Source organism: Lacrimispora brassicae, from assembly GCF_054772055.1.
The window spans coordinates 91,316-116,936 of the sequence record NZ_BRYH01000008.1 but is presented as its reverse complement, the minus strand read 5'-3'; the positions used below and the strand labels follow the sequence as shown (position 1 = coordinate 116,936).

Genomic DNA, 25,621 nt, shown 5'->3' with positions numbered 1-25,621 from the left:
TCATGAACAAACATCAAAAACTATCCAGAAAGGACGTGCTTCGGAACTTTCTGATCACCTTTATTTCCCTCCTGCTGGCCACCGCTCTCTCTTACATGATGCACATACTGGGAGGGTACACTAACAATGTAGGAATTATTTATATGATGGCAGTGGTTTTGATCTCCCGCTATTCCACCGGCTATATACCGGGAGTCATTGCCTCTTTTATCAGCGTGATTTGTGTAAACTTTGTGTTTACTTACCCATTTATGGCCTTTAACTTTACAATGGAAGGATACCCAGTTACCTTCATTGCACTGCTGGTCATTTCAACCATTACAAGCGCTACGACGACCCACTTAAAAGAACAAAGCCGTATTTTGAATGAACGGGAAAAATTGTTGATGGAGGCGGAGAAGGAAGCCTTGAGGGCAAATCTCCTACGGGCCATTTCCCATGATCTCCGGACTCCTCTTACAGGGATCATCGGTGCCAGCAGCACATACCTGGAAAATTCCAGCAACATGCCTGAATCAGAAAAAACCAGCCTGGTTTCCAATATCCGTGAAGATGCCAACTGGCTCTTAAATATGGTGGAAAACCTTTTAAGCGTCACCAGGATCCGCGATACGGTCACCCCGGTTTCAAAGCGCCCTGAGCCTTTGGAAGAGGTGGCCTCCGAAGCCATTGAACGCTTTCACAAAAGACTTCCTGAATCCATTGTCCGGGTGAAAGTTCCGGATGAGTTTGTCATGGTTCCCATGGATGCCATATTGATCGAACAGGTCATCATGAATCTTCTGGAAAATGCCGTCTATCATTCCAATTCAACGGAACCTATCAGCCTGTCCATCTTCGTGCGGGATGGGTATGCCTGGTTTGAGATACGGGATCATGGCGTGGGAATTTCCCCGGAACGGCTGAACACATTATTTGACGGCTATACCTCATCACCCAACAGCAGCTATGATTCCCATAAGGGAATGGGGATCGGGCTTTCTATCTGCAAGGCCATTGTCACTGCCCACGACGGGAAAATCACAGCAGCCAATGAAGAGCATGGCGCAGTTTTTACATTTACACTACCATTAGGGGAGAATGCATATGAGTAAGTTTACAATCGTCATGATTGAAGACGAAAAGAATATCTGCAACTTTATTGAAAGCGCTTTAGAAAGACATGACTATAAAGTGGATACGGCCCATAACGGCCGGGATGGCCTGGCCCTGATCAACTCCCTCTGCCCGGATGTGATCCTTCTGGATCTGGGACTTCCGGATCTGGACGGAATCGATATCATAAAAAGCGTCCGAAGCTGGACTTCCATTCCCATCATCGTCATTTCCGCCAGGACACAGGAGCATGAAAAGGTGGCAGCCCTTGATTTCGGCGCCGACGATTATATTACCAAGCCCTTTGGAACCAGCGAACTGTTAGCCAGGATCCGCACTGCCCTGCGCCACGGAAGGCCTACGGTCAGTACGGTGGACGGTTCTGTCATACCCACTCCATACAGCAGCGACGGCCTGGTCATTGATTTTGCCAAGCGCCTGGTCACACTGGAAGGGAATAAAATTCATCTGACCCAGATCGAATACAAGCTGGTTTCCCTTCTTGCGGAAAATTCCGGCAAGGTCCTGACCTACGACTACATCATAAGCCACATCTGGGGACCTTACGCGGATAACAACAATCAGATCCTTCGGGTCAATATGGCCCATATCCGCAGAAAGATAGAAAATAATCCGGCAGAGCCAAAATATATTTTCACGGAAATCGGAGTTGGATACCGAATGAAGGAAAGCGAAGCTTAGGAAAGGGGGGGATCCCCCTTCTTTTTATTCTTCTTTCGGATCTTGGTCTTTTCTACCCGTTTTTTTCTGGTCTCTTCCTTTTTCTCATAAATCTCCCGGATATCTTCCTCTCCCACCAGCTTCATGGTCTTCACCACATAGACACGGCCGTCATCACAGCGCCTCATACGGATCTTGCCTTTTACATGCCCATGTTCCGGACAGCAGCCAAGGGCCGTGTAGAACTTCTGGTTCACGGAAAACCATCGAATTTTCTTTCTCAGCATCCGGTTGCATTTGCAGCAGATCAAATCGGTGACGGTTTTGTCCCCGATGGCATCCTGCTTTGTCTCAAAGGGCCTTGAAATATATTTGGAATACTCTGGGAAGATCAGATATACCTCTTCCTCCTTTTTTTCCGGCAGGCGGTAATAATCTGTTGACCAGTATTCCCGGACCTTTTCAAAATCCATCTGATGCATAATGCGGCCGGTGTAATGGGCATCGTCAAGGGCCCGGTGAAAGGGCCGGTCTCCGATGACCCGCTGCTCTAAAACAGCAATGTCAAGGGACTGCCTATCCTTGCCGTCCCCATAAAGCAGGCTGTAAAGCTTCTGTACGTCATAATAGAGAAGGGGCTTTGGAAAGGGGTTTAAGATCCCATAAAAAGCCATGTTCCGCTGAAGCTCCGTCAAATCCATGGACCCCCAGGTGCAGAACACGGCTTCCTCCCCGCACCACGTAAGAAACTCCTCTACAGCTTCCTCAAAGTTCCATCCCTCTTCCATCAGAGCCTTTTCGTCCATGTGGGTCACTTCCACTATCTTTTCATGAAGCTCCGGATAAATCCGTGGCCGTATCAGCCTCTTAAATTCTCCCACTTCTTCCAAAGCTTCATTGAGCTTTACAGCTCCGACCTCTATGATTTCAAAGGGAAGGTGTTCTACCGTCTCATCCTTCCCTCCGGCACTCTGGTTCCATTCCAGATCCAGTACAATATAATTCTTCATATTTTGCTCTCCATGGGTCAATTCCTTTGATCCTTTATTCTGTCAGACCTTTCAGCTTGTCACGGATCCTCTGCCTGCGCCTCTCCGTCTCTTCCCTCTCAAGGGTCCACGTCCCGTCCGCCTTTGTAAGGATATCCCCCTCCCTTACTCCTTCCGGCAGCTCTAGGGCCTGAACCTTTACCATGTCTCCATTTTCATCCTCACAGATAACAATCGTTTCCCCGATTCTGTCTATGGTATACTTCATAACCTTTCCCCTTCCTTTCGCTGCCAGCCTAAGGGCTGCAGCTTTGGCACGGCTCATACCCCTGCCGGATCAGTTCCTCTCTGGAACCCTGATAGGTTTTCCGGTTCCCTTCCTTTATGGAAGACGCCGACTTGCATTCCGGCCGGTGAAACTTTTTGGTGTTGGTATTTATTACATAATCCTGGGCGGCTGCCGTACCTTGCGTCCTGTCCTTTTCTGCTTCTTCCCCGATCCCTTGGAAGGTGACCTTTGTTCCGTCGCTTACGGCCACAATGGTTCCAAGCTGGTCTGTCCGCAAAGCCTTAATGCCCCGTTTCTTTAGCATATTCAGGACCTCCTTGTGAGGATGCCCATAATCATTATTTTTCCCGCAGGAGATCACCCCATACTCCGGATCCACCCGGTCCATAAAGTCAGGAGACGACGAGGTGGAACTTCCATGGTGGGAAAGCTTCAGCACATCGGCCTTTAAAGGAAAGCCGCCTGCCGCCATATCCTCTTCCGCTTCCTTTTCCGCATCTCCGCATAACACAAAGCTGTTTTTCCCATAGACCAGCCGGATACCCACGGACCAGTTATTCAAGTTATTTCCATAGTCCCTGACAGGGGCAATGATCTGAAAAGACGCATCCCCCAGGGAATAGCTGTCACCTGGCTTTGGAATGGTAATTTTCAAATTTTTATCTCCTATGGCATCCAACAAGCCTTCATAAACTTTCGTCGTATGTTCCTTTTCCGGCAAAAAGACCTTCTGGACATGGAATTTCCGGATAACCGTCTCCAGACCGCCAATATGGTCTGAATGGGGATGGGTTCCGATCACGTAATCCAGCGTCTTCACTCCCTGTTTTTCCAGGTAGGAAGCCACAATCTCTCCCTGGTCCCTTTCTCCTGCGTCTATCAGCATGAAATGTCCGTCTTTCTCTATTAAGGTACTGTCCCCCTGGCCCACGTCAATAAAATGTACTTTTAAATCCGTGCCCGCCTCATTTCTCTCTTTTTCCTGAGGAAGTGAGGACGGGTTTGAAGCCGCCAGACCGCAGCCTGCCAGGCACAGGGTAAGAAGGACTGCCGCTGCCGCCAGTACCCGCTTATAAAATTTTCCTGTCATTATTTCTGTCATTCCTATCTGCCTCCGCCCTGTTATTATATGATAGAATCCTTAATCCTACAAGCTTTTTTACAAGGGAGCAGCTCCCTTGGCGTTAAAAAGGCGGACCGCAAAAAGCAGCCCGCCAATTACTTTTTAAACCTTAAGGAAGCTTCGCTCCGTCAGCTCCCACCTTAAACCCATCAGGGGTTGTGGTGTCGGCAAGCATTTGTCCGCCTGCAATATCGCAGTAATACTGCTTCCCATCCCACTGGACCCATCCGGTGGCCATATAGCCTTTTTCATTGAAGAAATACCACTGTCCATTGATATTCTGCCAGATGCCTGCAGGATAGCTGCCATCGCTGTTTCCATACCACCAGCCAGATCCATCCTGCTTCCAGCCGCCTTTGTTTCCGGAGGCGGTACGGTTTTGCTCCGCCGCCGCTGCATCCACGTAGTTGACCGAAGACTCCACCCAGTCACCTTTATTTTCGGAATTCTGCTTACTGACCGGGCGCACCTTAAAAGTGTAGCTTCCCACCTTTGACAAGGACTCTGAAAGATCCAGACTGGTTCCTGCGGCGGTCTTTACTCCTCCTGTGTGCTTTCCGTCACGGTATACCTTCACTTCATAGCTTCCCGCTCCGGCGGCAGGACTCCATACAGCCATGGTTTTAGAACCCCATTCCGCACTTGTTATATCCTGGGCAGACTCCCCCACCCTGGGAAGGTCGATGGTCAAAGTCAGGGTCTGGCTGAAATCTTCCTTTACCTGCTTTACATAAGTCCCTCCATTGATGGTAAAGCCTGATTCCAGAGCGGCAAAATAATACCCTTCCTGAGCATACAGCTTCACTTCCAGCCTGGGCACATCCTGCTCATACCACTGGAAGCCGCTGTTGGTAAATTCATACTCTCCCACATCCATCTTGCCGGTTTTTACCGTCACCTCTGCCTGCTGGTCAAAAATAGATCCTCCCGGAACCACATCCGCTGTCACGGTTAAGTTTACCGTTGTGATCTTCTTTCTGGTTGCAGCCATAGTTGTCATACTATTAAGTCCTGCTGCCATTGTCACAGCCAGCACCAGTGATAAGATTTTTTTACCATTCATAAACGATCCCCGTCTTTCTTCCATTAATTTCATATTGCAGTGAATAGGCCTATTATACCCCATCCCCAGGCGTTTGTGAATAACCATTCTTGTTTCCCTGAACTTTCCCTGATATTCCTGAAATCAGGCTGCCGGACCAATGGAGGGATGTCCATTTTCACGTGGAAAAGGACAGGCCCGCCGGGACATTATTGTTAATTAAGTATATTTTAATTTATTTTTCAACCCATTTTTTATAAAAATTAATTCATATATTTTCACACTTGTTAATAATATAACAAAAATTCACCAAATTAACGGAGGATTATCGCAAAAATATATTGCATTATAACCATTAATATGATAAACTAACGTCAATGAAACATTTGCTAGAGAAAAAGAGAAAGCAGACGTTACATTTCCGCCATTATCTCTAAGGTGGAATGTAATACTGGTTCTCTTTTTCTTTTTAGGAAAAGGAGGATAAGTTTTTCATGAAAAAGAAGCGGTTTTTTCGGGTGATCGAGCCTTATCTGTATTTATTGCCCGCCATGTTTTTCTTCACGGCATTTCTCTTTTGGCCATTCTTTAAGACCATTTGGCTCAGTTTTGCCATGACGACTCCCCTTGGGGCGGTTTCCTCCCTTGTGGGCCTTGGGAACTATTTTTCCATCTTCACCTCCCAGGCCTTTCAAAACAGTCTTATGGTGTCCTTTCAATACGCAGTCATGACCGTGTTCTGCTCCATTGTTATAGGGTTTGTCCTGGCAATCATAAGCAATGAAGACATTAAGGGAAAAAATCTGTTCCGGACCATTTATGCCCTTCCCATGGCCATTTCCGCCGCAGCGGCTTCCGTTGTTTTCATGTTCATATTCCACAGCAGCCTGGGAATTATCAACAAGGTCCTGGGAACCCACATCGGATGGCTGACAGATCCTAAGTACGCCCTGGGTGCTGTCACCCTTGTGACCGTATGGATGAACATCGGATTAAACTTTATATTCCTTACCGCTGCCTTACAAAGCGTTCCCCTGGATCTGTATGAATGCGCGGCCATTGAAGGAGCCGGATTTTATGCCAAGCACAGGCACATTACCATCCCATGCATATCACCTACCTTGTTTTTCCTTTTGATCATCAATGTCATCAATGCCCTTCAGGCTTATGCCCAGGTTAAGATGATGACTCAGGGAGGGCCTTCCGGAAGCACCAACGTCATTGTGTACCAAATCTATCAGGAGGCGTTTATAAACAGCCGCTTCGGCATGGCCTGCGCGGAATCCATTGTCTTGTTTATAATCCTGATGGTTCTGACTTTGCTTCAATTTAAACTGGAAAAGAAGGTGACCTACTGATGAAAAACAAACTGGTAAAATATTTGCTTTATGCTTTAAACATCCTTTTTGCACTCATCATCATCTCACCTGTGGTCTATTGCTTTAACGTCAGCATGATGACCATGAAGGAGGTGTTTTCCGGGGGCTTCTGGCCAAAACAGTTGATTCCGGACAATTACATAAAAGCCCTGCAGTTGGCCCCGTTTTTTACCTTTATTAAAAATTCCCTGATCGTGTCCTGTACCGTCACCTTTGGACAGATCGTCACCGGAGCCTTGGCGGCCTATGCCTTTTCCATGATGAAATTCCGAGGCCGGAACACCCTGTTTTTGCTGATGCTTGCAACCATGATGATCCCAAGCCAGGCCATCATCATCGCAAACTACTTAATCATCTGTGATCTGGGGCTTAAAAACACCTATACTGCCCTGATCCTTCCAAATGCGGCTTCCGCTTTTGCGGTATTTAACATGAGGCAGGCGTTCCTGCAGCTTCCCATTGAGATAAAAGAGGCGGCGGATATTGACGGATGCGGCAACTTCCGTTTCTTCTGCCTCATTGCCCTTCCTCTTGTAAAGCCCCCCATGGGCGCACTGGGCATCTACATATTCCTTCAAAGCTGGAATCACTATTTATGGCCCCTTCTTGTAACGGATTCGGTGAACATGAGAACCGTTCAGATCGGCCTGGGTATGCTTCAGGGTGCGGAATCCACGGACTTCCGTCCGGTCATGGCCGGTTCCATGATCATTCTCATTCCCTCGATCCTGGCATTCGTTCTGGGACAGAAGCAGTTGATTTCCGGCCTCACTTCAGGCTCCGTAAAAGGATAAGTATTTTATACAGGCCCTAAAGGGACTGTGTATAGATAAAAACTATATAATTAAAAGGAGGATATCTATGAAAAGAAGAAAAAGATGGATGGCGGCGATAATGGCCGCAGTTATGTCCATGACTCTTGCTGCATGTGGAGGAGGTGCTTCCACTTCCGGGGGAACCACAGCGGCAGGCTCTACAGAAGCCGCTACCACAAAAGCCGCGGCTGACACAAAAGCGGCCGCTGAGGGCGGAAAAACGGTCATCACCCTCTGGCATGCCATGGGAGGGGTAAACGGAGAGGCCACCGAAGCACTTGTTAAGGCTTTTAACGAATCCCAGAATGAGATTGAAGTAAAAAGTGAATACCAGGGGGCCTATGACGACCTGATCACCAAACTGAAAGCGGCCATGCAAAGCGGCAACATGCCGGACGTATGCCAGATGTATGACATCGGAACAAAGTTCATGACTGACAGCGGTTATGCCGTACCGGTACAGGATATGTTTTCCACCACAAACTTTGATCCTTCCACCGTTATGGACATCATTACCAGCTACTACACGGTAGACGGAAAACAAATGTCCATGCCGTTTAACGTTTCCACTCCAATGCTGTACTACAACAAGGACGTTTTCAAGGCAGCCGGTTTAGACCCTAACACCCCGCCCAAGACATTTGACGAGGTTTTGGAATTCTCCAGGAAAATCGTGGAAAGCAAAGCCGCTCCCGTGGGCTATGCCCAGGCCATTTACGGCTGGTTCTTTGAACAGCAGATCGCTGGACAGGGAAAATATTATGCAAACAATGAGAACGGGCGGAAAGCCCCTGCCACGGAAGTGGATTTCTTAAGCAACGGAGCAGGACTTAAGATCTTTGATACCTGGAAAAAGCTGATGGATTCCGGATTTGCGGCAAACTACGGAAGCACCACCGCAGACACCCAGACCGCATTCTTCTCCGGACAGACCGCTATGATCATTGAATCCACGGCAATCCTTAAAAACGCTACGGCCAGCAGTGACTTTGAGATCGGTACCGGATACCTTCCAAAGATTGATGCAAATGCTGCCGACGGCGGCGTGATCATCGGAGGCGCATCCTTATGGATGATGGATAATAAGGATGAGGCGAGAAAGAACGCTGCCTGGAAATTCATCGAATTCACCACCACACCGGAATCCCAGGCCACATGGAGCATGTCCACCGGTTACTTCGCAGTTAACCCCAAGGCTTATGAGACTCCAGCCATGAAGGATTTCATTGCCCAGAACCCCAACTTTACCACAGCCATCAACCAGTTAAAGGATACTCCTGTAAGCGGATACACCGCAGGCGTATTATCCGGAGTAGCCACAGAGTCCAGAAAACTCTTTAACGAAGCAATGGAAAAGACCTATGACGGTACTTACACTCCGGAACAGGCGGTAAATTTCCTGGCTGAAAAAGTGAATGCAGCCATCACAAATTACAATTCCTCCACAAAATAAGCTTAAAAAGGAGCTGGAGCACCAACTGATACAAATCAGACGGTGCTCAGCTCCTTTTTTGCGCTTTTAGAGTTATTTTTTATTTTTGATTCATGAGCAGGAAAAACAACAGGCAACTGCCAGACTTCTGGTTGTTCAGTGACTCTTTGTTGCCTGGAGGCTTCAGCAATAGGGTTCAAGAAACGCCCCGCCAGCCTTTAATGTTTCCCTAAGCTGGTCCACGTCAATGGCAGCCACGCTGGTCCCCTGTTCTGCCGCAAGAGCTGCCGCAGTGCCGGCCCCTTGGCTGATGGCCATAAGTATGGGAGTTACGCGGACGGCTGCACAGGCTTCGTGAGTTGCACTCATGCAGCGCCCGGTCACCAATAAGTTATCCAGCTCATTGGTGTATAAGCAGCGGTAGGGAATGGAATACCAGCTTCCCTCTTTTAAATAATGATGCTCCATGGTCCCCCCATCAGGCGAATGGATATCAATGGGATAGCCGCCCATGGCGATTGCGTCCTCAAACATTTTATTTTGAAGCAGGTCGGAGGCCGTCAGCTTATAAGCGCCGTTGATCTTGCGGCTTTCCCTGACGCCGATATGAGGCCCTGTGGAAACAATCACTGCATCTTCAAATCCAGGTATGTATTTTTTCATGAAATTCACAATAATATGAGCCTGTCTTCTGCCTTCTATTTCCGCCTCTGTCAGATCAAAGGAATCCACCGCACTTCTTTTCACGATACGGGACATGTTAAGGATATATTCTCCCAGATTATTGGTTTCAAAGCACAGCACCATATCCCTGTCAATGGGAAATTCCCCTGCTTCCCTGGCCTTTCTCACAATGGAATACGCTCCCTGCACGCCGCTTCTTGGGATCAGCTCCAGACGGTCAAAGGGAATGGTTGAGAGCATGTCATCTGAATGCCTTTTTACATATTCAATGACTCTTTCCCTATCCACGTTCCGCACCTTGATGTTCATGGTCATGGGCTGGGCAAGATGGTCCTCTTCCCTTCCGTAGACGCTTCCGATTCCCCCATGGGTCGCAAGATCTCCGTCTGCCGAAGCATCAATAAAGACCGATCCGGTCACGTCAAAAAACCCCTGTTTCCCATAGAGATGTACGTTGGTGATTTTCCGGCCCTCCCGCTCACATCCAGTGTAAACCGTGTGATACAAAAGATCAGCTCCCGATTCACGGACCATGGTCTCTAAAACCAGCTTCATTCCTTCCCCATCAAAAGGAGTTATGGAACTGGCATACCCCACAAAATCCTCCATATGCCCCGGGGAAAAGCCTTCTTTCACCATTCGTTCCACGATCTCCTCTGCAATTCCCTGCACAACCTGTGTGCTGCCTGCATGAAAGGTCATCTGGGGACCGGTGCCTGCCATGGTCAGCATTCCACCCAGACATCCGTACTGCTCCACAAGAAGCGTTCTGGCCCCGTTTCTGGCGCTGGCGATGGCTGCCGCTGTCCCTGCCGGACCGCCGCCGATGATAACCACATCATAATTCAAATCCCGTTTCATATACCTCCTCCTTTCTTCTTTCCTGCCCGGTTTTTTGGCATAAAGATATACCCCCAAGGGTATTTTCTCCTTCTTTCCCGGTTTTCAGGGCATGAGGGTACTCCCGGGGAGTGTTTGCCAGTTGGTAATAGCGGCAGGCGAATCCGTGAGCTCCGATTTCCGACAAGGCCCTGATCCCTGTCCGTCCGATTTTCAGCCCCCCAATCTTCACCATTGGCACCTGATAATCCTTACTGGTCAGTCCCAGCTCGCTCCATTCCAGAAAATGATAGTATTCATGGCTTAATATCAGATTTACTGCTTCATCAGTCTCCATTTTATTTTCCTCCGTCCAGAGGAAAATGGATTTCATATAGAGGTGGATCAGCTTCTGTCCGGTTAAATAATCACCGAAGTATCTTTGATTTCCCATGACATAGTCTGTATCTATCTTTTCACAGGTGAGGCCGCTTTCTTCAATAATTTTCATAAAATTCTTTTCTCCCCGGTAACGCTTAAAAACCAGCTCTGCCGCCCTTATTCCTTTCAGCCAGGCTTTGTCTGCGATGACCGGTCTGTCACATTCAGGAACCTTGCCGTAGCAGTTGTCACGGCTCAGCTCTTCGTTTGCCAGTTCCCTCCCGGGAAAAGGCATGGAAATTTTATTCAAGGTCTTTCACCGCCTATCCGGTTTTATGAATCTGCCCTTTTCGTTGCCACAATCAGAATCTTTTCCTCTTTGTCAAAGCCCGTAAGCTCTGCATTTCCCAGGCCGCAGATCTGCTCCCTGTTCTGAAGGCCGGACAGATCAATGATACGTTTTCCTGATACCAGATAAATATTGGGCAGATTGGCGCCGCCGTCATTAAACACGGTTAGTTCTTCCAAAAACCAGTCAGCCTTTGCCTCCCATTCCTTTATCTTTGTCTCAGCAGCCAGGGCATTGTTTTTCTGCAGGCGGATGACCCCCTCTTCATCGATCAGGCGCAGGGGAGTGGTGGTGGTTTTCAACAACCCCAGTAATTTTCTTTCCACCTTTTTGTACTGCACCGCATACATGCGGCCGTTCTCAGCCGTTACAGACAGTTCCTCCGGAGCCACTGACAGATTTTCAGCAGACAGCTTTAAAAGCTCTTCCACGGACAGCTTTGCACTGCCCAGGGTTTTGCTTCTCATTTCCGTGGCCCCAACAGCAATTGCCCTTACAAGATTTTTCTGGGTATCAACGTCCACATGAATCTCAATGGTTCCCGGCGCGGCACCGCTTTGTATTGCTTTCTGCTCCGCTTCCCTGCGGATGCTTAAAATATCTTCCTGGGTGGGATTTGACACCGTTCGTTCCACCATATCCCGGACCATGGCCAGAGCCACGCCAATGGTGGAAATGACCGCCGCATTGCCTGCGATCCGGCATTTATGCTTCAGGGTTTCCGCCAAATGAGGTACCACACTGGCCGCCCCTCCGCCGCCGCCTACAAAAACCGTCTGCTCCGGCCGCATTTTATAATCCTTCATCAACTGCTCCGCCACTTTTGCATTTTTTGCCGCCGCAAAGGCCATTACCTTTTTTGCGGCTTCCTCCACGGTACAGCCCATGTTCTCGGCCAGGGGCTTCCAGGCCTTCCTGGCCGCCTCTGCATTCCCATAGGCGTAATCCTCCGGCCTCACATAGCCGGCAATGTTGGCCGCCCCGGCCATGGTTAAGGTGACCCGCACTCCGTTGTCACATACAATTACCCCGTAATCGGGATCGGAAGGCACTGGCTTTACGGTCTCAAGTCTTGGATTTTGGATCAGGGAGGAATCCGTATAGACTTCATAATCCAGCCCCGCGATATGAGCACTTCTGGGCCCCATATCCACCGCCTTTCCATCCTTTATCTGGACCATGCTGCCTCCTCCGATTCCCACGGTCCTCACATCCAGACTGTTTAAATAGGTTTTATGTCCTCCCACCTCGGCGTACTGGATCATGACCTTGCCATCCTTTACGCAGGATATATCCGTTGATGTACCGCCGACTTCAAAAAACAGGCCATCCGTCAGCTTTTCATACATAAGAGCTCCGGCTACACCGGCTGCCGGCCCTGAAAGTATTGTCATAATGGGCCGGTTTCTCACCTCATCCACGGTCATGACCCCGCCGTCGCAGCGCATTACCATAAGCGGACTTTTGATCCCTGCGTCCTTAATGCTTTTTTCCGTCATGGTGGCAGCTTCCAGCATCTTAGGCATAATGCTGGCATTCACCACAGCGGTCCTGGTCCTTATCTTTAAGCCGTACAGCTTGGAGATCTCATTGGTAGCGGTTCCCGGAACCTCCATCTTCCTGCACATTTCCAGAGCCATGTTTTCATTGGCCGGATCATCCACGCTGAAGGCTTCTGCCGCAACAATGCTTGAAGCCCCCCGATCCAATAAGGAATGAATGGCGTTTTCCATGTTGCTTTCCAGTTTTTCCGCTTCTGAAGTATCCGCATAAACGTTCTGGCTCACCAGAAATTTTCCGGCTGCCAGCTCAATGTTTCCGATGTTTGTATCTGATTTGCTCTTTACTCCCTGCAAGCCGCTTCCAAGGGTCACAACGCCTACTGAAGCCACGTCCCCTTCCAGCAGGGCATTGGTCGCCTGGGTGGTGCCGTGAGCAATAAAAACCACATCCTCCGGGCTGATGCTGCAGTCTTCCATGATTTTCTGCAGCGCCTGTACAATTCCTTCCGCCACGCCCCTGGCAGAATTGTGGGTAGTCGGCGTTTTTACAACGCCGACTAACTCAAAAGTTTCATTATCAATGGCAACTGCATCCGTAAATGTGCCGCCGACATCAATTCCGATACGTACTTTCATAAAATAGGATCTCCTGTCTGAATGCTTAGAAGTATATAAATGCTGAAATGATAACGCCCATCACCGAAACAACCCAAAGGTATGGAAGCAATTTTTTTGTTATGGTGTTCACATCCACCTCGGCGAAATTTGCGGTCCAGACGTTCTGGGTATTGGTGGGATCTCCGCAGCCCTGTATCCTTTCCGCTGACAGAAACGCACCCATGACCGCCTGGGGATTCAACGTTCCAAGGCCAATGACTAAGGCAGCGATTCCGGAACCCAGCCCGAATAAGTTCATGGGACCTCTGTATAAAGACAAAGGGGCCAGAACACTGAAAAAGATGATGTATCCGATTTTTGATGAGGGAACTACTGCAATCAGAAACGGATTCAGCACTTCCTTTACCATGGCATGAGTCACCGCAAGATATAAGATACCGATGCCTATCATTAAAATGATTGCAGGCGCTGCATCCGTAATTCCGTCATAGCAGGTTTTTACCAGAAGGTTCATGGCCTTTGAAAAGCTCCTGGAGGTAAATACCAGGATCCACAAGATACCGGCCAGAAAAGAAGGAACTACCGGCACTTTAAAGAAAGCCACCAGAACAATGGGGATAAGAGGCGTGATCATAGCAAGCCCTCCTGACATGCCTCTGAGCTGCCTGGTGGGAGCCTGATCAGAGACAGGTGCAGAAAAAGCAAACTTGACTCCGTTTTTCTTAAACTCAACAAAGATCAAAACAATGGTGGCTGCCAGGGTAAGTACCAGCATATAGATCTCAAATCCTTTTATCTGGGCGATGTCCAGACCGAATATGCTGGAAAAGGAGGTCCAGTTGGCAATGTTAAAGCTGAGGCCTACGGCAAATGCCATCAAAAATATGCTTGCTGCGCTGACTGCCGGGACACCCACGGAAATCAGAATAGGCAGCACAATGGTTCCCACCATGATGACAGAACCCAGGCCGCTTAAGGTGGTAAACAAAAGCGCCACCGCCGTTACCATGATCAGCGTCACAACAAGAGGTCTGTCGCCTCCCAGCTCCGCACTCTTTTTAATGATGTTCTCAGTCACCCCTGTCTTGTTCATCAACTGGCCCAGCCATGCGCCGAAAATAACGGCCATAATGGCTGATCCCATTCGTACCGTGCCGGCCTCCAAAACAGTGGAAAGCCAGCCGATCTGAGCCCCTTCCCCATTGACTCCCACGGCAGGAACTCCTGCAATCACACAGATGACAATGGCCAAAAGCGGCAGAGCCAGCAGGGTCGGCAGTTTTTTTGCCATCATGAATGCTGCAATAATAAGAAAAGCAATGATGATTAATGTTCCCTGTAACATATGTTTCTCCTCCATATTCCCCAAAATAATGTTTATAATTTATCCACTGCATTTTTAAATTGTCCGGTTACGGCTTTTACCTGGTCCGCTGTGGGATCTTTTCCCATAACCACCGCTCCGATCATGACGGCTTTGCAGCCGGCTTCATAAAGGTGTCTGACTTCCTCCGGGCGGATCTTTTTCTGGGTGGGAATCAGCGTTGGCATCCCTGCCTTGGCAGATATATCCGTATAACGGAGAATATCACCGTAATTTAACGGAGTTCCGTAAAGCTCTCCCGGCTGGATGCTGCATTCCAATATATCAATGCCGGATAAACCCACCCCATCCAGCGTATTTTGATTATAAGTGCAGTCAATGGCAGCCATTTTGGTCAGTACCTTACTTTCCATCATATAACAGGGCAGATGCTGTATGTAAGAAGAGAAAAAACCAAGCCCCATTTCTTCCGCTTCCAGCCTTTCCTCATTGGTAATAAATGCTTCTTCCCCTCCCGGAACCAGTCCCACAGGCACCTCCCCGCAAAGCTTTATCAGCTCTTTTAAAAACCCGCGGTTCTCTTCATATGTCCCGAAGGTATGACCGCTGGCCCGGTGCCATACATTTGCATGGACCTTGATTGCCTGCGCTCCTCCCTCCAGCGCAGCCCTGGCCAGCTCTAAATTGTTTTCCGGGAGGCTTACAACCAGAGTGAATTTGTTTTCATTTACCATTGCCTTAAATTCCATTGACTTTCTCCTTTCCAGGTGGCAGCTAACCGGCGGCCGTCCGGCAGCTACATTTCATAAATCACTTTTTTCAGCACTCGTTTGCCTAGATCTGTTTCCATATGGTTAATCACGGGCTTTATGGCCCTGACTTCAACAGCGTGTTTTAATAAACGTTTTTTCTTCAACTGACCGCTTATGCGCTTTGCAAGGTCATCCCCTTCTGTCAGCCTGCCTGATAAGTATACATTTTCAATGGGAAACAGCATGCAGATCATCTGCAGTATATTGACAATCCCTTCTGTCAGTCTGTCACCTGTTATTTTCTTATCCTCTGTTTCTATAAACGGAGTCATATCCGCCTTTTTCCCTGAGGTCATATCCAGAAGCGTCCCATTGGAAGTTATGGATACAAATACCTTTTTTCCGATTTCAATATGAGCGCTGTTGGCGCTCTCTTCTCGTTCCAGTATCTGCCGGAAGGAATAAACCTGGGAATATTCCTCTATGACAGGCACCTTAAACTGGGTCTTGACCGCTTCACAAAAAGGTATGGTGTCGGAAGACAAGGATGTGGAATACATAACATTAAAATCACTGGGATTCATATCCTCCTGAAAAAGCAGGCCGATTCCGGCCAGTTGGCCATTGCAGAGATTTCCCGCGTCTTCCTTTAAATACTGAATGACTTTTTCCAGCAGCTCATTGCCTGTGATATAATAATCCGACAGGAGAACACTGTCGCTTTTTTCCAGGGAAAGATCCATAAAATGAAGCATGGCCCTTCTCCAGCCGATTTCCAGAACGGCAATATACCCTTTGGTTTTATTGATTGACAGTTCCGTCCTCTTTCTGCCCCCCGTGGAAGCGGCAATACCGCTTTCTTCGATCCAGCCCTTTTCCATCAATTCTGAAGTCAGAGAGGATACCGTGCTGGGTGAAAGCCCGATGATCTCAGATAGTTCAATGCGGGAAACCGATTCCTTTTCCAGTATCACACTCATGATCAACCGCAGATTTTCCCTTTTCATGTCCTGCAAACCGCTTTTTTTCATGTTTATACAGCATCCTCCTTCTTTTTTCGGTCTCCGAAATAAGTATGTAATTTTAAAATATTCCATTTGCACGAAAATGTCAATGGCTTATTTGTTTTCTCTCGTATTTTGGGCAAAATGTATAGATTCCATTCTTGAATTTGTCAAAATTCCCCAAACAATGAAGTTTGCCAAATTTATTTCTTTTTATGTATTCTTTAACAGCCCGGTTCTGCTTCCCAAAACTGTCAGAAAAACTTGGGGCTTTTGTGGAAGAATGGGAAGAATAATACGGGTTGAAAGTTGTGTACTCCAATGGGATCCGTCTGAGCCATATAAAGAAGTACAGCCTTAAATAAACCTTCCAGAAGAGAAAACATTCCAAGTAGTCTGTATAGTTAAAAAAATAACTCTAAAATTCTTATTGATTGCCACTACAATTCCGATATACATGTTAGCACACGAAGCATTTTCCAGCCTGCAGCCACCACAGGCCGAAAATCAGGAAAGGAACGATAAAATGAAAAAACAGAATACTGACGCTGAAGACGTTCTCAGAGAAAAAGGCTCTCTGATTAAAAACCTGTCTATCAGCAAAAAGCTGATTTTAGGTTTTGGTGTAATGCTGCTGATCGTCATGGCATCCACCGCCCTATCTGCGTTAAACACAAAAAATCTCGGATTCCAGGTTGAACGCTATTACCGCTATACCGTACCAAATACCAACAGCACATGGACCATGAGGTCCGGTCTTGCCTCAGCACAGAAATATCTTTTGCAGGCAGTCCTTGACGATGATCATCAGGCCGTACAGGATAACCTGGCAAAGGCACAGGAACAGGAAGAAAGTGTTTCCGGCGCATTGGATGCATTTGCAAAAAACCAGTCTTCCAACGCAAGGGATAACGATATTGCCCAACTGAATGATTTGTTGTCAAAGGCCAGAACCGCCAGAGAAGAGATTTCAGGGCTGCTTAACGCCTCCTCCAATGGAAGCAGCGTCAAAGCCTATGAATCCTATAAAAACAGTTATTCCCCCGCCGTGGACCAGGCCGGAGAGATCCTGTCAAACTTTTCCGGTATCCAGCTTCAGTTTGCCAATGCCCAAAAACAGGAAGCACAAAACTTCACAAAATCAGCCTGGTTCACCCTTTCCCTTTCCCTGCTGATTTCCCTGTTATTTTCCCTTTTTATTACGGCAATCATCAGGAAATCCATTCTGGATCCTGTAAAAGAAATCGAGCTTGTTTACAGGGAAATGGCAAAGGGAAACTTACAGGCCCAGATTACATATGAAAGCCGGGATGAGCTGGGAAATATGGCGGAAAGCGTCAGACATACAAATGCCGCCCTGACCTCCTATATCCGGGACATTACGGAAAAGCTGAATCTTCTGGCACAGGGAGATATGCGTTTTTCCATGGATCTGGATTATATCGGAGACTTTGAAGCCATTAAAAAGGCAATTATTAAGACAGTTTCCTCCTTAAACCATACTCTCATCATGATTGACGTTGCCGCAGGGCAGGTAAATACAGGGACAGAGCAGGTGTCCTCAGGCGCCCAGCAGCTTGCCGCCGGTTCCACGGAGCAGGCCGCTTCCGTAGAAGAGCTGTCTGCCTCCATTACAAGCATCACGGAACAGGCAGAAGAAAATTCAAAAAATGTTACAAAAGCTACAGAATATGTAACCCAGACCAGTGATAACGTGAAAAACGGCGGCTCCCATATGAAGCAGCTCACAAAGGCAATGGACAATATCGTCGTCTTTTCCGATCAGATCACCAATATTACAAAAGTCATTGAGGACATTGCATTCCAGACCAATATCCTTTCCCTCAATGCCGCCATTGAGGCCGCCCGGGCAGGAACCGCAGGAAAAGGCTTTTCCGTGGTAGCCGATGAGGTCCGCAACCTTGCAGCCAAATCCGCAGAAGCCGCAAAGCAGACGGCGGAGCTCATACAGAATTCCGTTCATGCGGTACAGGAAGGCACCCAGATCACCCAGAAAACCGCCAAGATCCTGGAAGATATTGATAAAACCACCGGCTTTATCAACGATATCGTCAATAAAATCAACGTATCGGCTTCTGAGCAGGCTTCTTCCATTGAACAGATCCGCATAGGATTGGAGCAGGTATCCGCAGTCATACAGGCAAACGCAGCCACTGCTGAAGAGAACTCAGCTTCCAGCGAGGAAATGAGCGCCCAGGCCAATACCCTGCGGGAAGAGGTAAGCAAATTCCAGTTGGAAACAGAACAGAAACCGGAAAGAGAAAGTATAAAAAAAATCCAAAGGTACGAATATGACGCCAAAACAGAACCTGCCTGTCAAAAATATTAAGAAACCCGGGAAAATCAGGCAGATATATTTGTCCTGAAAATGATCAAGAGCTGCCCAGGACAGATGACCGTTTATCTGTCCTGGGCAGCTCTTTTTCTAAGATCCTAACACGCTCCGCCGGCAAATTCAGCTAAAACCTTATTGAATTCGTCCTTTTGGTCATAAAACGCCCCATGGCCGCTGAATTCAAAGGGTACCAGCCTGGAATTTCTGATGCTTTGATGCTGTATTTCTCCCAGAGAGTAAGGCACCACCTGGTCATGGATCCCGTGGATGATCAGGGTTGGAACCTGGATGGAATCCAGATCCGAGAATAACACCTCCTGGATCCAGGTATTTGCAACGGCTGCCGTTGCCCAGCCTGCCGCCTGTAAGCCCAATTGGAAGAACCACTGGGAGAAGGGCTCTGTAATATGCTGGAAGAAAAATATATTGCCAAAATCATTTAACATACCTGGACGGTCGGCGTAGGTCCCGTTAATGATCTTAACCACTGCCTCCTTGTCAATTCCATAAGGGAAATTAGGGCGTTTTATAAGACTTGGCGCCGCCGCCGCAAACAAAGCAAGCCTTGATACCCCATAGCCCCTGTGTCTTGCCATATACCTTATGGCAATGGCTCCTCCTGTGGAGTGGCCTGCCAGGGTAATGTCCTTTAGGTTCAGCACATCAATGACCGCTTTCACATCATCGGCCAGCCGGTCATAATCATACCCGCAAAACGGCTTATCGGAATTCCCAAAGCCCCTTATATCCATGCCGATGCAGCGAAAGCCCATTTTAGGAAGGACATCAAACTGATATTCGAATAGCTTATGGCTCCCCGGCCAGCCGTGAAGAAATAAAATTGTTTTTTTGCAGTCCGGATTTAAATCTTCCACGTATATGTTTACATTTTTTTCAACGGTTATATAGTAGCCCATGATCTCACTCTGCACAATATGTTTAATCTAAGCTATTCCCTTTTCCCTGCCATGATTCCAACTTTTATAATTTAAACCAAAGTTGCAGAATCCATAACCCCCAAAGCCTTTTCATAATCGCTCATCACTTTCCTCCTGTTATCTCTTGCTGCCAGCCGCATCTTCCAGTTCCTTATCTTGAAAAAGAAGGTGAAAGTTACAATGCCTGTGCAATGAATTCAGGCCCTTCATGATAAAGCTCCATGTTTCATGGAATTCCCCGGGCACTGCAAAATCCCCGGATGAAATAAATGCCTGAAACCCCTTCTGATCCACTCCATACCTGTCTGCAAAAGCATCTGCGCAGCTTATCTTTTCATCATCCGTCAGATCCTCATTATTATTATGAAGCACATGCTCCAGATTCCGGGAAAAATAATAAATGGAATAGGGGATTTTACCAACTGCATCAGCCGTACAAAGCCGCTGGAGCACCTGGGACTTTCTTTTGTTCCGGTCAATGATCCTGTCAGGGTCTGAAGCCTCAATCCTGTCGTCAAAATACCGGAGGGTTCCTCCCCTGTTTCCAAGGACCCGGTCCGCCGGAATAAAGGCCCCGTCAATGTCAACAAGATGAATCACCTTCATAATGTCTCTTTTCTCAAAGCCATACCGCTTTCTTTCCACCTCCATATGCTCATAAACGGTTTTAACGGCATTGGACCCTGATACCGACCAGTTGCTTGTCATATCACCGTGAACCACATGGAAGCGGACATCTTCCTTTTGGAACACTTTTTTAAGAACCGGACTTAATGTCTCCTCGTCCGTAGGTCCTTCCACGATAAACAGGATCACCTTCTTAGTTTTGGCCCCCATCCTCCACCGCCTTTCCGGCACGGCGGAACGCGCGGCCAATCTCAACGCTGTCGGTCTCCTCATAAACAGTTTCCTTTTGCCCGCCTAAAGTGATGCTCCGCAGATACATATCCCGCAAGTTATGATTGCTTTTTATATTCTGCAAACGGGTATACCGGTTGGAGGGATTTGCGGTGGAAAAAACAATGCTGTTTTTATTGATCATTTCCAGTGCGCGCAGATTATGTGATGTGAAAATCAACTGTCCCTTTGCCCCTTTTTCAAACACAGAAAGCAGTTCCCCTAAAAGATATTCAAAAACGCCTGCATCCAGCTCATCGATAATCAAACACATGGAGGCGTTGTTATAAACGCACATAAGGGCATTTAAAACAGAAATGATCTTAATGATCCCTTCCGACTCATACTTCAGAGGAATTATGATCTCTTCCCGCTTTGAAATCAGTTCCACCCTGTGTCCTGTCTCTCCCCGTTCAAAAAGCTGCTCTCCAAGGTCATAAATTCCGATGGAAAGGCCGGGAATTATGGTGTCAAGAACCACATTCATTTCCCGGATGATCTGCTGTGCCATCTTAAAATGTTCTTTGCTGATCACTGACGGCTCGTCAAGCCTGATGAGTAAGTCTCCCTTTGCGATCCTCTCCCCAAGGTCCAGGCGGAAGGCAAAAGGGATCATGAAATTCATGCTGATGGCTCCGGCGTGGGCATTGGAAATCACAAACAGGTTCATGCCTGCGTATTGATAAAGGGATTCAATGAGATAGGCATAGTCCTGAGACGCCCCCTTAGCTGCAGATAAAAACACCCCTCTGCCTTCCGGGCCGAAGATAAAAGAAACAAGATCTTTCCTGGCGATTTTTTTTGCAACGCTTAAATTGACTTTATTTTCTTCATTCTCCCGTATTAAATCTTCCAACCGGTATTTAGGAGTGAATATTACCCCTTCGGAATGCAGCTTATAATCGATCAAGGTCTTTTTGCTTTCAAATTTCTCTCCGTTCCAGGCAGCCCCGGAGAGGACTTCCTGTGTGATCTCAAATTCGCTGTTGGAAACTCTCTTTAATTGAACAGAGTACTCTGCCATGGCTTTTTTGCTGTCTGACTGGATAATAAACCGGACAATAATTGTACAGGCATCCGCCTCTTTGGAAATATAGTGGACCGCTTCCCGGGACAGAGGCCGCCCTGTGAGCAAAGCCTGGACAAACTCCATTGCCTCGATCACCGCTGTTTTTCCCGAGCCATTCTGACCGTAAATGCCCAGAATATCCGCTGTTTTTGAGAAAAAATTCTTATTACCGGCAGAAGGCATTGCAATCCGTCCGTATTGGGTATTCTTAAATCCTTTTAATTCAATTTCACTTATGCGAACCGTATCCTGAACCACCGTTCTATCAACCCCTTTCCTGACCACAGAATATCATAGCCCTAAAAAAATGTAAATATTTTTCAAATAACGGTACATTTTATTCCGATATTGGGTATTATACTCCATAAACAGGCAGTATATTCAAAGATCCGAAAAAGGGTTCCAGCCCTCCGCCGGCCTCCTTATTCTCCGCCTTCGATTGTCACTACCACCCGGTTGGGCAGGCACACAATCAGTTCCCCGCTCTTATGGATCCTTCCTGTGCGGACACATACCTTATCAGGACAGGTAGCTTCCGTAATGCTGGCGTAGCCGTCCTTGATGACTAAGTGATCCGTACCGCCATGCCCGTCAATGATCATGTCTGTGTCTTTATGAAGATCCAGGGTTGCCACAGTCTTGCCGTCTACGGTGACCACCACCAGCTCCGCTGCTTTTCTGTTTCCGGCATAAAATACTGCAGAGAGCAGCCCTGATATCGCCAGAATGGCGGCAATGAGGATCAGCTCTCTTTTTTGCATGACTGTCAATTTCTTTAAATGTTTCAAATCCGTCACCTCATATTTCTCTTAAATTTCCTGAATCTTTATTATAACATGGCTGTCCTGTTTATTAAATAATAAAACTGGAAATAGATGTATGAACGGTTTATTTTTACCCAACACCAGGAATAACCGGAAACGGCCGGGAGCACCAAAGGAAAACATTTCAATAAATGGGAAATATTATCGTTTTCAGATAAAATTCTGGTAAAAATATTACTAATATGTTATAATAATATCAAAGTGGCAATTTGTGAGCCGCTATCATACAAGGAGGGGAAGACTTGAAGAAAATAGTAGTACTGGGTGCCGGCTATGCCGGTATTTTAACTGCCAAAAAATTGGAAAAGAAATTCCGCAAGATGAAGATGGATCATGAGGTAAGCATCTCCATCATCGACAGGCATCCGTTCCATACCATGCTCACTGAGCTCCATGAGGTGGCCGCTGGAAGAGTAGAGGAAGACAGTATCCGCATCAGCCTGAAGAAAGTATTTGCCGGCAGGAATGTGGAAATCATCACAGACACCATCAGTCAGATTTCCATTGAGGAGAAAAAGCTGACGGGAAGCCAGGGCGAATATGATTACGACTATCTGGTTCTGGCCGCCGGGTCCAAACCCACCTTTTTCGGTGTGGAAGGCGCAGAAGAATATTCTTATAAGCTTTGGTCCTATGAAGATGCTATGTTATTAAAGGAACGGATCCATGAGGTGTTCCGCAAAGCAGCCTGTGAGCCGGATGAGGCGAAAAAACGCCGTCTTTTGGCCTTTTACGTGGTGGGAGCCGGTTTCACCGGTGTGGAAATGGCTGGAGAACTGGCAGAATATGTGCCCTTCCTGTGTGAAGAGTATGAAATAGATCCATCTCTTGTTTCCATGCATGACGTGGATATTTTAAATCGTACAGTACCCATCCTTCCGGAGAAATTGTCCGGCAAGGTAGAACGGCGCCTGGAAAAGATGGGTGTAAAGGTAATGATGGAAACCGGTGTAACCGCCATTGGCGAGGATTACATCGAGCTGAATCAGAACGGCAGGAAAAACCGTTATCCGGCTGGAACAGTGATCTGGACAGCCGGTATTGAAAGCGCAGACATCACAGGGGAAGCAGCAAAGACCTTAGAATCCATTGGACGTGGAAGGATTCAGGTAGATTCTTTCCTTCGGGCCAAGGACCATGAAGAGGTATATGTGGTAGGCGATAACATGATGTATGTTCCCCAGGGCGAGAAAGAGCCTGTTCCCCAGATGGTGGAAAACTGTGAACAGAGCGCTCATACCGCCGCCCACAACATGATATGCGCCATTACGGGCACAGGAGCCATGGAGGAGTATAAACCGTCCTTCCACGGCGTCATGGTCTCTGTAGGCGGCCGCTATGGAGTTGCACGGGTAGGACTTCCCAACCACATGTTCAATCTGTGTTCCTTCTTTGCCATGCTTTCCAAGCATTTTATCAATGTAGTTTATTTTATCCAGGTTTTGGGCTGGAATAAGGTCTGGAGCTATGTATGCCATGAATTCTTTACCATGCGCAACTGCAGAAGCTTCTTAGGAGGTCATTTCTCCAACAGGACTCCAAGCTTTTTGCTGGCGCCCCTTCGGGTATGGCTGGGCGCTGTATGGGTGTTTGAAGGTGTTATGAAGATCGTGGAAGGCTGGATGGGCCAGCCCATGCTCAGCGGATTCTTTGGCGGAGCCAATCAGTTCTTCAACAACATTCTAGCTCCTTACGGGATCTCAGGCATCGGAGGAGCTGCTCCTTCGGCAGATGGGGTTGCCAGCGCAACTTCGGCTGCAGCAGATGCGGTTTCCAGTGCCACCGGAGCTGTGACAGATGCAGTATCCGCGGGTGTTCCTGTTTTCTCCTATCATATTTTAGGATTGATCGACGCAACCCTTGTCAGCTCCGTAGGCTTATCCCATGCCACTCTGTCTGATTATGCCTTTAAACTGGATTTTGCTCCTATGAACTGGTTTGTAAACAATGTCATCCTGCCTAACGGCGGACTGCAGCTTTTCATGCAGCGGGGTATTGTGATCGCGGAGATCCTGATCGGTCTTGCTTTGATGGCCGGCTTATTTAACTTCCTTTCCTCAGGAGCATCTCTGGTGCTTCAGTTTATGTTTGTCTGCACCACCGGTCTTTACTTAAACACGTTCTGGATGATTTTCGCCGGCATTGCAGTCTTAATCGGCGGTGGCAGAACCCTTGGCCTTGACTATTATGTCATGCCATGGCTTAAGAAAAAATGGAGAAAACTTCCCTTTATAAGGAAGTGGTATTTATACAATGACTAATAGAGAATTGTTGGAGGATTCCGGCGGGCTGCGGTATGATTTTGAAGAGGCTTTTAATCTGATGGCATTGGCTGTGGAAAAGCATTTGTCTTCGGCCCCTCCTGTCATCAGGAATTATACGGCCCATCTGGCAAAATCCACAGGCAAATTCATCCGTGCTTACGGGCTTATGGCCTGTTCCATGGATGAAGAAGATAAAGTCCCGGATGAAGCCGTCAATCTGGCATCTGCGGTAGAACTGCTGCATCTGGCCACTCTGGTTCATGATGACGTGATCGATGACGCTGATACAAGGCGGGGAATCGAAACACTTCAAAAGAGATTTGGAAAAAAAGCGGCGGTCATTTGCGGTGATTACCTGTTGTCTCTGGCCCTTAAGCTGGCGGCTTCCATCCCTCAAAGAAACGAATTCAAGGCTTTGGATATGCCCAATTACCTGTGCAGGATCTGTATGGGCGAACTTCGTCAGGAAATTAACAACGGAAACCTGGACTTATCGGTTTACCGGTATTTAAGCATTATCAAAGGAAAGACAGCAGCACTTTTTGAAGCCTCCTTTCATGGCGGCGCCATGCTGTCCACAAAGGATGAGAAAAAGCTTCGCATGTACCGGAAGGCAGGAAACGATGTGGGCATGATCTTCCAACTCATGGATGATTGCATCGATTATGAGATGGAGGAGACGGAAGCCAAGAAAAATGTCCGCTCCGATTATGAAGAAGGAGTCGTTACCCTTCCTCTCATCCATGCTATGAACCAGGACGAGAGCTTTTCAGGGCAGGTGAAAAACGGCCTTGTTTCCGCCAGGGAGCTTTATTCCAAAGTTTTAGAAGCCGGTGGAACCGCTTATACAAAGGCCGTAGCCGGCAGATACTATACAAAAGCAACAAGCACCATCGGGAATCTGGGATTAACCGAAGCAAAAAAGGCCCGGATCATGACCGTGGTGGATAAATCTTATTATGGTATTAAAAAATAATACAATATAAAGCAACATA

At 47.6% G+C, this 25,621-nt stretch carries 22 protein-coding genes; 8 read left to right on the top strand and 14 right to left on the bottom strand.

The window, feature by feature from the left end; translation table 11 throughout:
* The first annotated feature begins 2 nt into the window (after nt 1-2).
* The gene (locus tag ACYVD3_RS05320; RefSeq protein ID WP_460641473.1) at nt 3-1,094 is read left to right on the top strand and encodes a sensor histidine kinase; all 1,092 of its coding nucleotides are present in this window, start codon (nt 3-5) and stop codon (nt 1,092-1,094) included.
* Nucleotides 1,087-1,797, top strand: a complete 711-nt coding sequence (locus ACYVD3_RS05315; RefSeq protein WP_460641472.1) for a response regulator — start codon at nt 1,087-1,089, stop codon at nt 1,795-1,797. The genes ACYVD3_RS05320 and ACYVD3_RS05315 overlap by 8 nt, the downstream gene beginning before the upstream one ends.
* On the opposite strand, the gene ACYVD3_RS05310 is transcribed toward ACYVD3_RS05315, so the two are convergent.
* From ACYVD3_RS05310 to ACYVD3_RS05295, 4 genes are all read right to left on the bottom strand, one after another.
* A complete protein-coding gene (locus ACYVD3_RS05310; protein ID WP_460641471.1) occupies nt 1,794-2,786 on the bottom strand; it encodes a 3'-5' exonuclease in 993 nt (330 codons plus the stop codon). The genes ACYVD3_RS05315 and ACYVD3_RS05310 overlap by 4 nt on opposite strands.
* A 34-nt stretch (nt 2,787-2,820) precedes the next feature.
* On the bottom strand, nt 2,821-3,033 hold the full coding sequence (locus ACYVD3_RS05305) for a DUF3006 domain-containing protein (RefSeq protein ID WP_460641470.1): 213 nt from the start codon (nt 3,031-3,033) through the stop codon (nt 2,821-2,823).
* A gap of 28 nt (nt 3,034-3,061) precedes the next feature.
* Nucleotides 3,062-4,144 carry a ComEC/Rec2 family competence protein gene (locus ACYVD3_RS05300; protein WP_460641548.1) on the bottom strand — a complete coding sequence of 361 codons (1,083 nt, stop codon included), beginning with the start codon at nt 4,142-4,144 and terminating at the stop codon, nt 3,062-3,064.
* 142 nt (nt 4,145-4,286) lie between these two features.
* On the bottom strand, nt 4,287-5,240 hold the full coding sequence (locus tag ACYVD3_RS05295; protein WP_460641469.1) for a cell wall-binding protein: 954 nt from the start codon (nt 5,238-5,240) through the stop codon (nt 4,287-4,289).
* 473 nt (nt 5,241-5,713) lie between these two features.
* On the opposite strand from ACYVD3_RS05295, the gene ACYVD3_RS05290 reads away from it, so the two are divergent.
* From ACYVD3_RS05290 to ACYVD3_RS05280, 3 genes are all read left to right on the top strand, one after another.
* Nucleotides 5,714-6,577: a carbohydrate ABC transporter permease gene (locus ACYVD3_RS05290; protein WP_460641468.1), complete on the top strand. Its 864-nt coding sequence runs from the start codon at nt 5,714-5,716 to the stop codon at nt 6,575-6,577.
* The gene (locus ACYVD3_RS05285) at nt 6,577-7,392 is read left to right on the top strand and encodes a carbohydrate ABC transporter permease (RefSeq protein WP_460641467.1); all 816 of its coding nucleotides are present in this window, start codon (nt 6,577-6,579) and stop codon (nt 7,390-7,392) included. Before ACYVD3_RS05290 ends, ACYVD3_RS05285 begins: the two co-directional genes overlap by 1 nt.
* 67 nt (nt 7,393-7,459) lie before the next feature.
* A complete protein-coding gene (locus ACYVD3_RS05280) occupies nt 7,460-8,866 on the top strand; it encodes an ABC transporter substrate-binding protein (protein ID WP_460641466.1) in 1,407 nt (468 codons plus the stop codon).
* A gap of 162 nt (nt 8,867-9,028) precedes the next feature.
* On the opposite strand, the gene ACYVD3_RS05275 is transcribed toward ACYVD3_RS05280, so the two are convergent.
* From ACYVD3_RS05275 to ACYVD3_RS05250, 6 genes are read right to left on the bottom strand one after another with little or no spacing between them, the layout of a single operon-like run.
* Nucleotides 9,029-10,390 carry an FAD-dependent oxidoreductase gene (locus ACYVD3_RS05275; RefSeq protein ID WP_460641465.1) on the bottom strand — a complete coding sequence of 454 codons (1,362 nt, stop codon included), beginning with the start codon at nt 10,388-10,390 and terminating at the stop codon, nt 9,029-9,031.
* Nucleotides 10,368-11,039, bottom strand: a complete 672-nt coding sequence (locus tag ACYVD3_RS05270; RefSeq protein ID WP_460641464.1) for a hypothetical protein — start codon at nt 11,037-11,039, stop codon at nt 10,368-10,370. The genes ACYVD3_RS05275 and ACYVD3_RS05270 overlap by 23 nt, the downstream gene beginning before the upstream one ends.
* 23 nt (nt 11,040-11,062) lie before the next feature.
* Complete coding sequence (locus tag ACYVD3_RS05265) at nt 11,063-13,216, bottom strand: hydantoinase/oxoprolinase family protein (RefSeq protein ID WP_460641463.1); 2,154 nt, start codon at nt 13,214-13,216, stop codon at nt 11,063-11,065.
* A 25-nt stretch (nt 13,217-13,241) separates the two neighbouring features.
* Complete coding sequence (locus tag ACYVD3_RS05260; protein ID WP_460641462.1) at nt 13,242-14,543, bottom strand: C4-dicarboxylate ABC transporter; 1,302 nt, start codon at nt 14,541-14,543, stop codon at nt 13,242-13,244.
* 32 nt (nt 14,544-14,575) lie between these two features.
* Nucleotides 14,576-15,271, bottom strand: a complete 696-nt coding sequence (locus tag ACYVD3_RS05255) for a hypothetical protein (RefSeq protein ID WP_460641461.1) — start codon at nt 15,269-15,271, stop codon at nt 14,576-14,578.
* Between the two features lie 47 nt (nt 15,272-15,318).
* Nucleotides 15,319-16,305, bottom strand: a complete 987-nt coding sequence (locus tag ACYVD3_RS05250) for a winged helix-turn-helix transcriptional regulator (RefSeq protein ID WP_460641460.1) — start codon at nt 16,303-16,305, stop codon at nt 15,319-15,321.
* Nucleotides 16,306-16,804: 499 nt separating this feature from the next.
* Here ACYVD3_RS05250 and ACYVD3_RS05245 point away from each other — a divergent pair, with 499 nt between their 5' ends.
* On the top strand, nt 16,805-18,628 hold the full coding sequence (locus ACYVD3_RS05245) for a methyl-accepting chemotaxis protein (RefSeq protein ID WP_460641459.1): 1,824 nt from the start codon (nt 16,805-16,807) through the stop codon (nt 18,626-18,628).
* A 104-nt stretch (nt 18,629-18,732) separates the two neighbouring features.
* Here the strand turns inward: ACYVD3_RS05245 and ACYVD3_RS05240 are convergent, their stop codons facing one another.
* The 4 genes from ACYVD3_RS05240 to ACYVD3_RS05225 all read right to left on the bottom strand — a co-directional run bounded on the left by ACYVD3_RS05240 (nt 18,733) and on the right by ACYVD3_RS05225 (nt 22,335).
* Nucleotides 18,733-19,551, bottom strand: a complete 819-nt coding sequence (locus ACYVD3_RS05240; RefSeq protein ID WP_460641458.1) for an alpha/beta fold hydrolase — start codon at nt 19,549-19,551, stop codon at nt 18,733-18,735.
* Nucleotides 19,552-19,689: 138 nt separating this feature from the next.
* Entirely contained in the window at nt 19,690-20,409 is a 720-nt protein-coding gene (locus tag ACYVD3_RS05235; RefSeq protein WP_460641457.1) for a hypothetical protein, read from the bottom strand.
* On the bottom strand, nt 20,393-21,796 hold the full coding sequence (locus ACYVD3_RS05230) for an AAA family ATPase (RefSeq protein WP_460641456.1): 1,404 nt from the start codon (nt 21,794-21,796) through the stop codon (nt 20,393-20,395). The genes ACYVD3_RS05235 and ACYVD3_RS05230 overlap by 17 nt, the downstream gene beginning before the upstream one ends.
* A 164-nt stretch (nt 21,797-21,960) precedes the next feature.
* Complete coding sequence (locus ACYVD3_RS05225; RefSeq protein WP_460641455.1) at nt 21,961-22,335, bottom strand: NusG domain II-containing protein; 375 nt, start codon at nt 22,333-22,335, stop codon at nt 21,961-21,963.
* 269 nt (nt 22,336-22,604) lie between these two features.
* On the opposite strand from ACYVD3_RS05225, the gene ACYVD3_RS05220 reads away from it, so the two are divergent.
* Nucleotides 22,605-24,623 carry an NAD(P)/FAD-dependent oxidoreductase gene (locus tag ACYVD3_RS05220; RefSeq protein WP_460641454.1) on the top strand — a complete coding sequence of 673 codons (2,019 nt, stop codon included), beginning with the start codon at nt 22,605-22,607 and terminating at the stop codon, nt 24,621-24,623.
* Nucleotides 24,616-25,602 carry a polyprenyl synthetase family protein gene (locus ACYVD3_RS05215; RefSeq protein ID WP_460641453.1) on the top strand — a complete coding sequence of 329 codons (987 nt, stop codon included), beginning with the start codon at nt 24,616-24,618 and terminating at the stop codon, nt 25,600-25,602. Before ACYVD3_RS05220 ends, ACYVD3_RS05215 begins: the two co-directional genes overlap by 8 nt.
* Nucleotides 25,603-25,621: the final 19 nt, after the last annotated feature.

Bases quoted from the DNA above. Each gene is read 5' to 3' on its own strand.
- ACYVD3_RS05290 (WP_460641468.1), top strand. From the start codon at position 5,714: ATGAAAAAGAAGCGGTTTTTTCGGGTGATCGAGCCTTATCTGTATTTA.
- ACYVD3_RS05255 (WP_460641461.1), bottom strand. From the start codon at position 15,271: ATGGAATTTAAGGCAATGGTAAATGAAAACAAATTCACTCTGGTTGTA.
- ACYVD3_RS05235 (WP_460641457.1), bottom strand. From the start codon at position 20,409: ATGGGGGCCAAAACTAAGAAGGTGATCCTGTTTATCGTGGAAGGACCT.
- ACYVD3_RS05280 (WP_460641466.1), top strand. From the start codon at position 7,460: ATGAAAAGAAGAAAAAGATGGATGGCGGCGATAATGGCCGCAGTTATG.
- ACYVD3_RS05305 (WP_460641470.1), bottom strand. From the start codon at position 3,033: ATGAAGTATACCATAGACAGAATCGGGGAAACGATTGTTATCTGTGAG.
- ACYVD3_RS05265 (WP_460641463.1), bottom strand. From the start codon at position 13,216: ATGAAAGTACGTATCGGAATTGATGTCGGCGGCACATTTACGGATGCA.
- ACYVD3_RS05240 (WP_460641458.1), bottom strand. From the start codon at position 19,551: ATGGGCTACTATATAACCGTTGAAAAAAATGTAAACATATACGTGGAA.
- ACYVD3_RS05245 (WP_460641459.1), top strand. From the start codon at position 16,805: ATGAAAAAACAGAATACTGACGCTGAAGACGTTCTCAGAGAAAAAGGC.
- ACYVD3_RS05315 (WP_460641472.1), top strand. From the start codon at position 1,087: ATGAGTAAGTTTACAATCGTCATGATTGAAGACGAAAAGAATATCTGC.
- ACYVD3_RS05215 (WP_460641453.1), top strand. From the start codon at position 24,616: ATGACTAATAGAGAATTGTTGGAGGATTCCGGCGGGCTGCGGTATGAT.
- ACYVD3_RS05295 (WP_460641469.1), bottom strand. From the start codon at position 5,240: ATGAATGGTAAAAAAATCTTATCACTGGTGCTGGCTGTGACAATGGCA.
- ACYVD3_RS05285 (WP_460641467.1), top strand. From the start codon at position 6,577: ATGAAAAACAAACTGGTAAAATATTTGCTTTATGCTTTAAACATCCTT.
- ACYVD3_RS05310 (WP_460641471.1), bottom strand. From the start codon at position 2,786: ATGAAGAATTATATTGTACTGGATCTGGAATGGAACCAGAGTGCCGGA.
- ACYVD3_RS05275 (WP_460641465.1), bottom strand. From the start codon at position 10,390: ATGAAACGGGATTTGAATTATGATGTGGTTATCATCGGCGGCGGTCCG.
- ACYVD3_RS05300 (WP_460641548.1), bottom strand. From the start codon at position 4,144: ATGACAGGAAAATTTTATAAGCGGGTACTGGCGGCAGCGGCAGTCCTT.
- ACYVD3_RS05260 (WP_460641462.1), bottom strand. From the start codon at position 14,543: ATGTTACAGGGAACATTAATCATCATTGCTTTTCTTATTATTGCAGCA.
- ACYVD3_RS05320 (WP_460641473.1), top strand. From the start codon at position 3: ATGAACAAACATCAAAAACTATCCAGAAAGGACGTGCTTCGGAACTTT.
- ACYVD3_RS05250 (WP_460641460.1), bottom strand. From the start codon at position 16,305: ATGAAAAAAAGCGGTTTGCAGGACATGAAAAGGGAAAATCTGCGGTTG.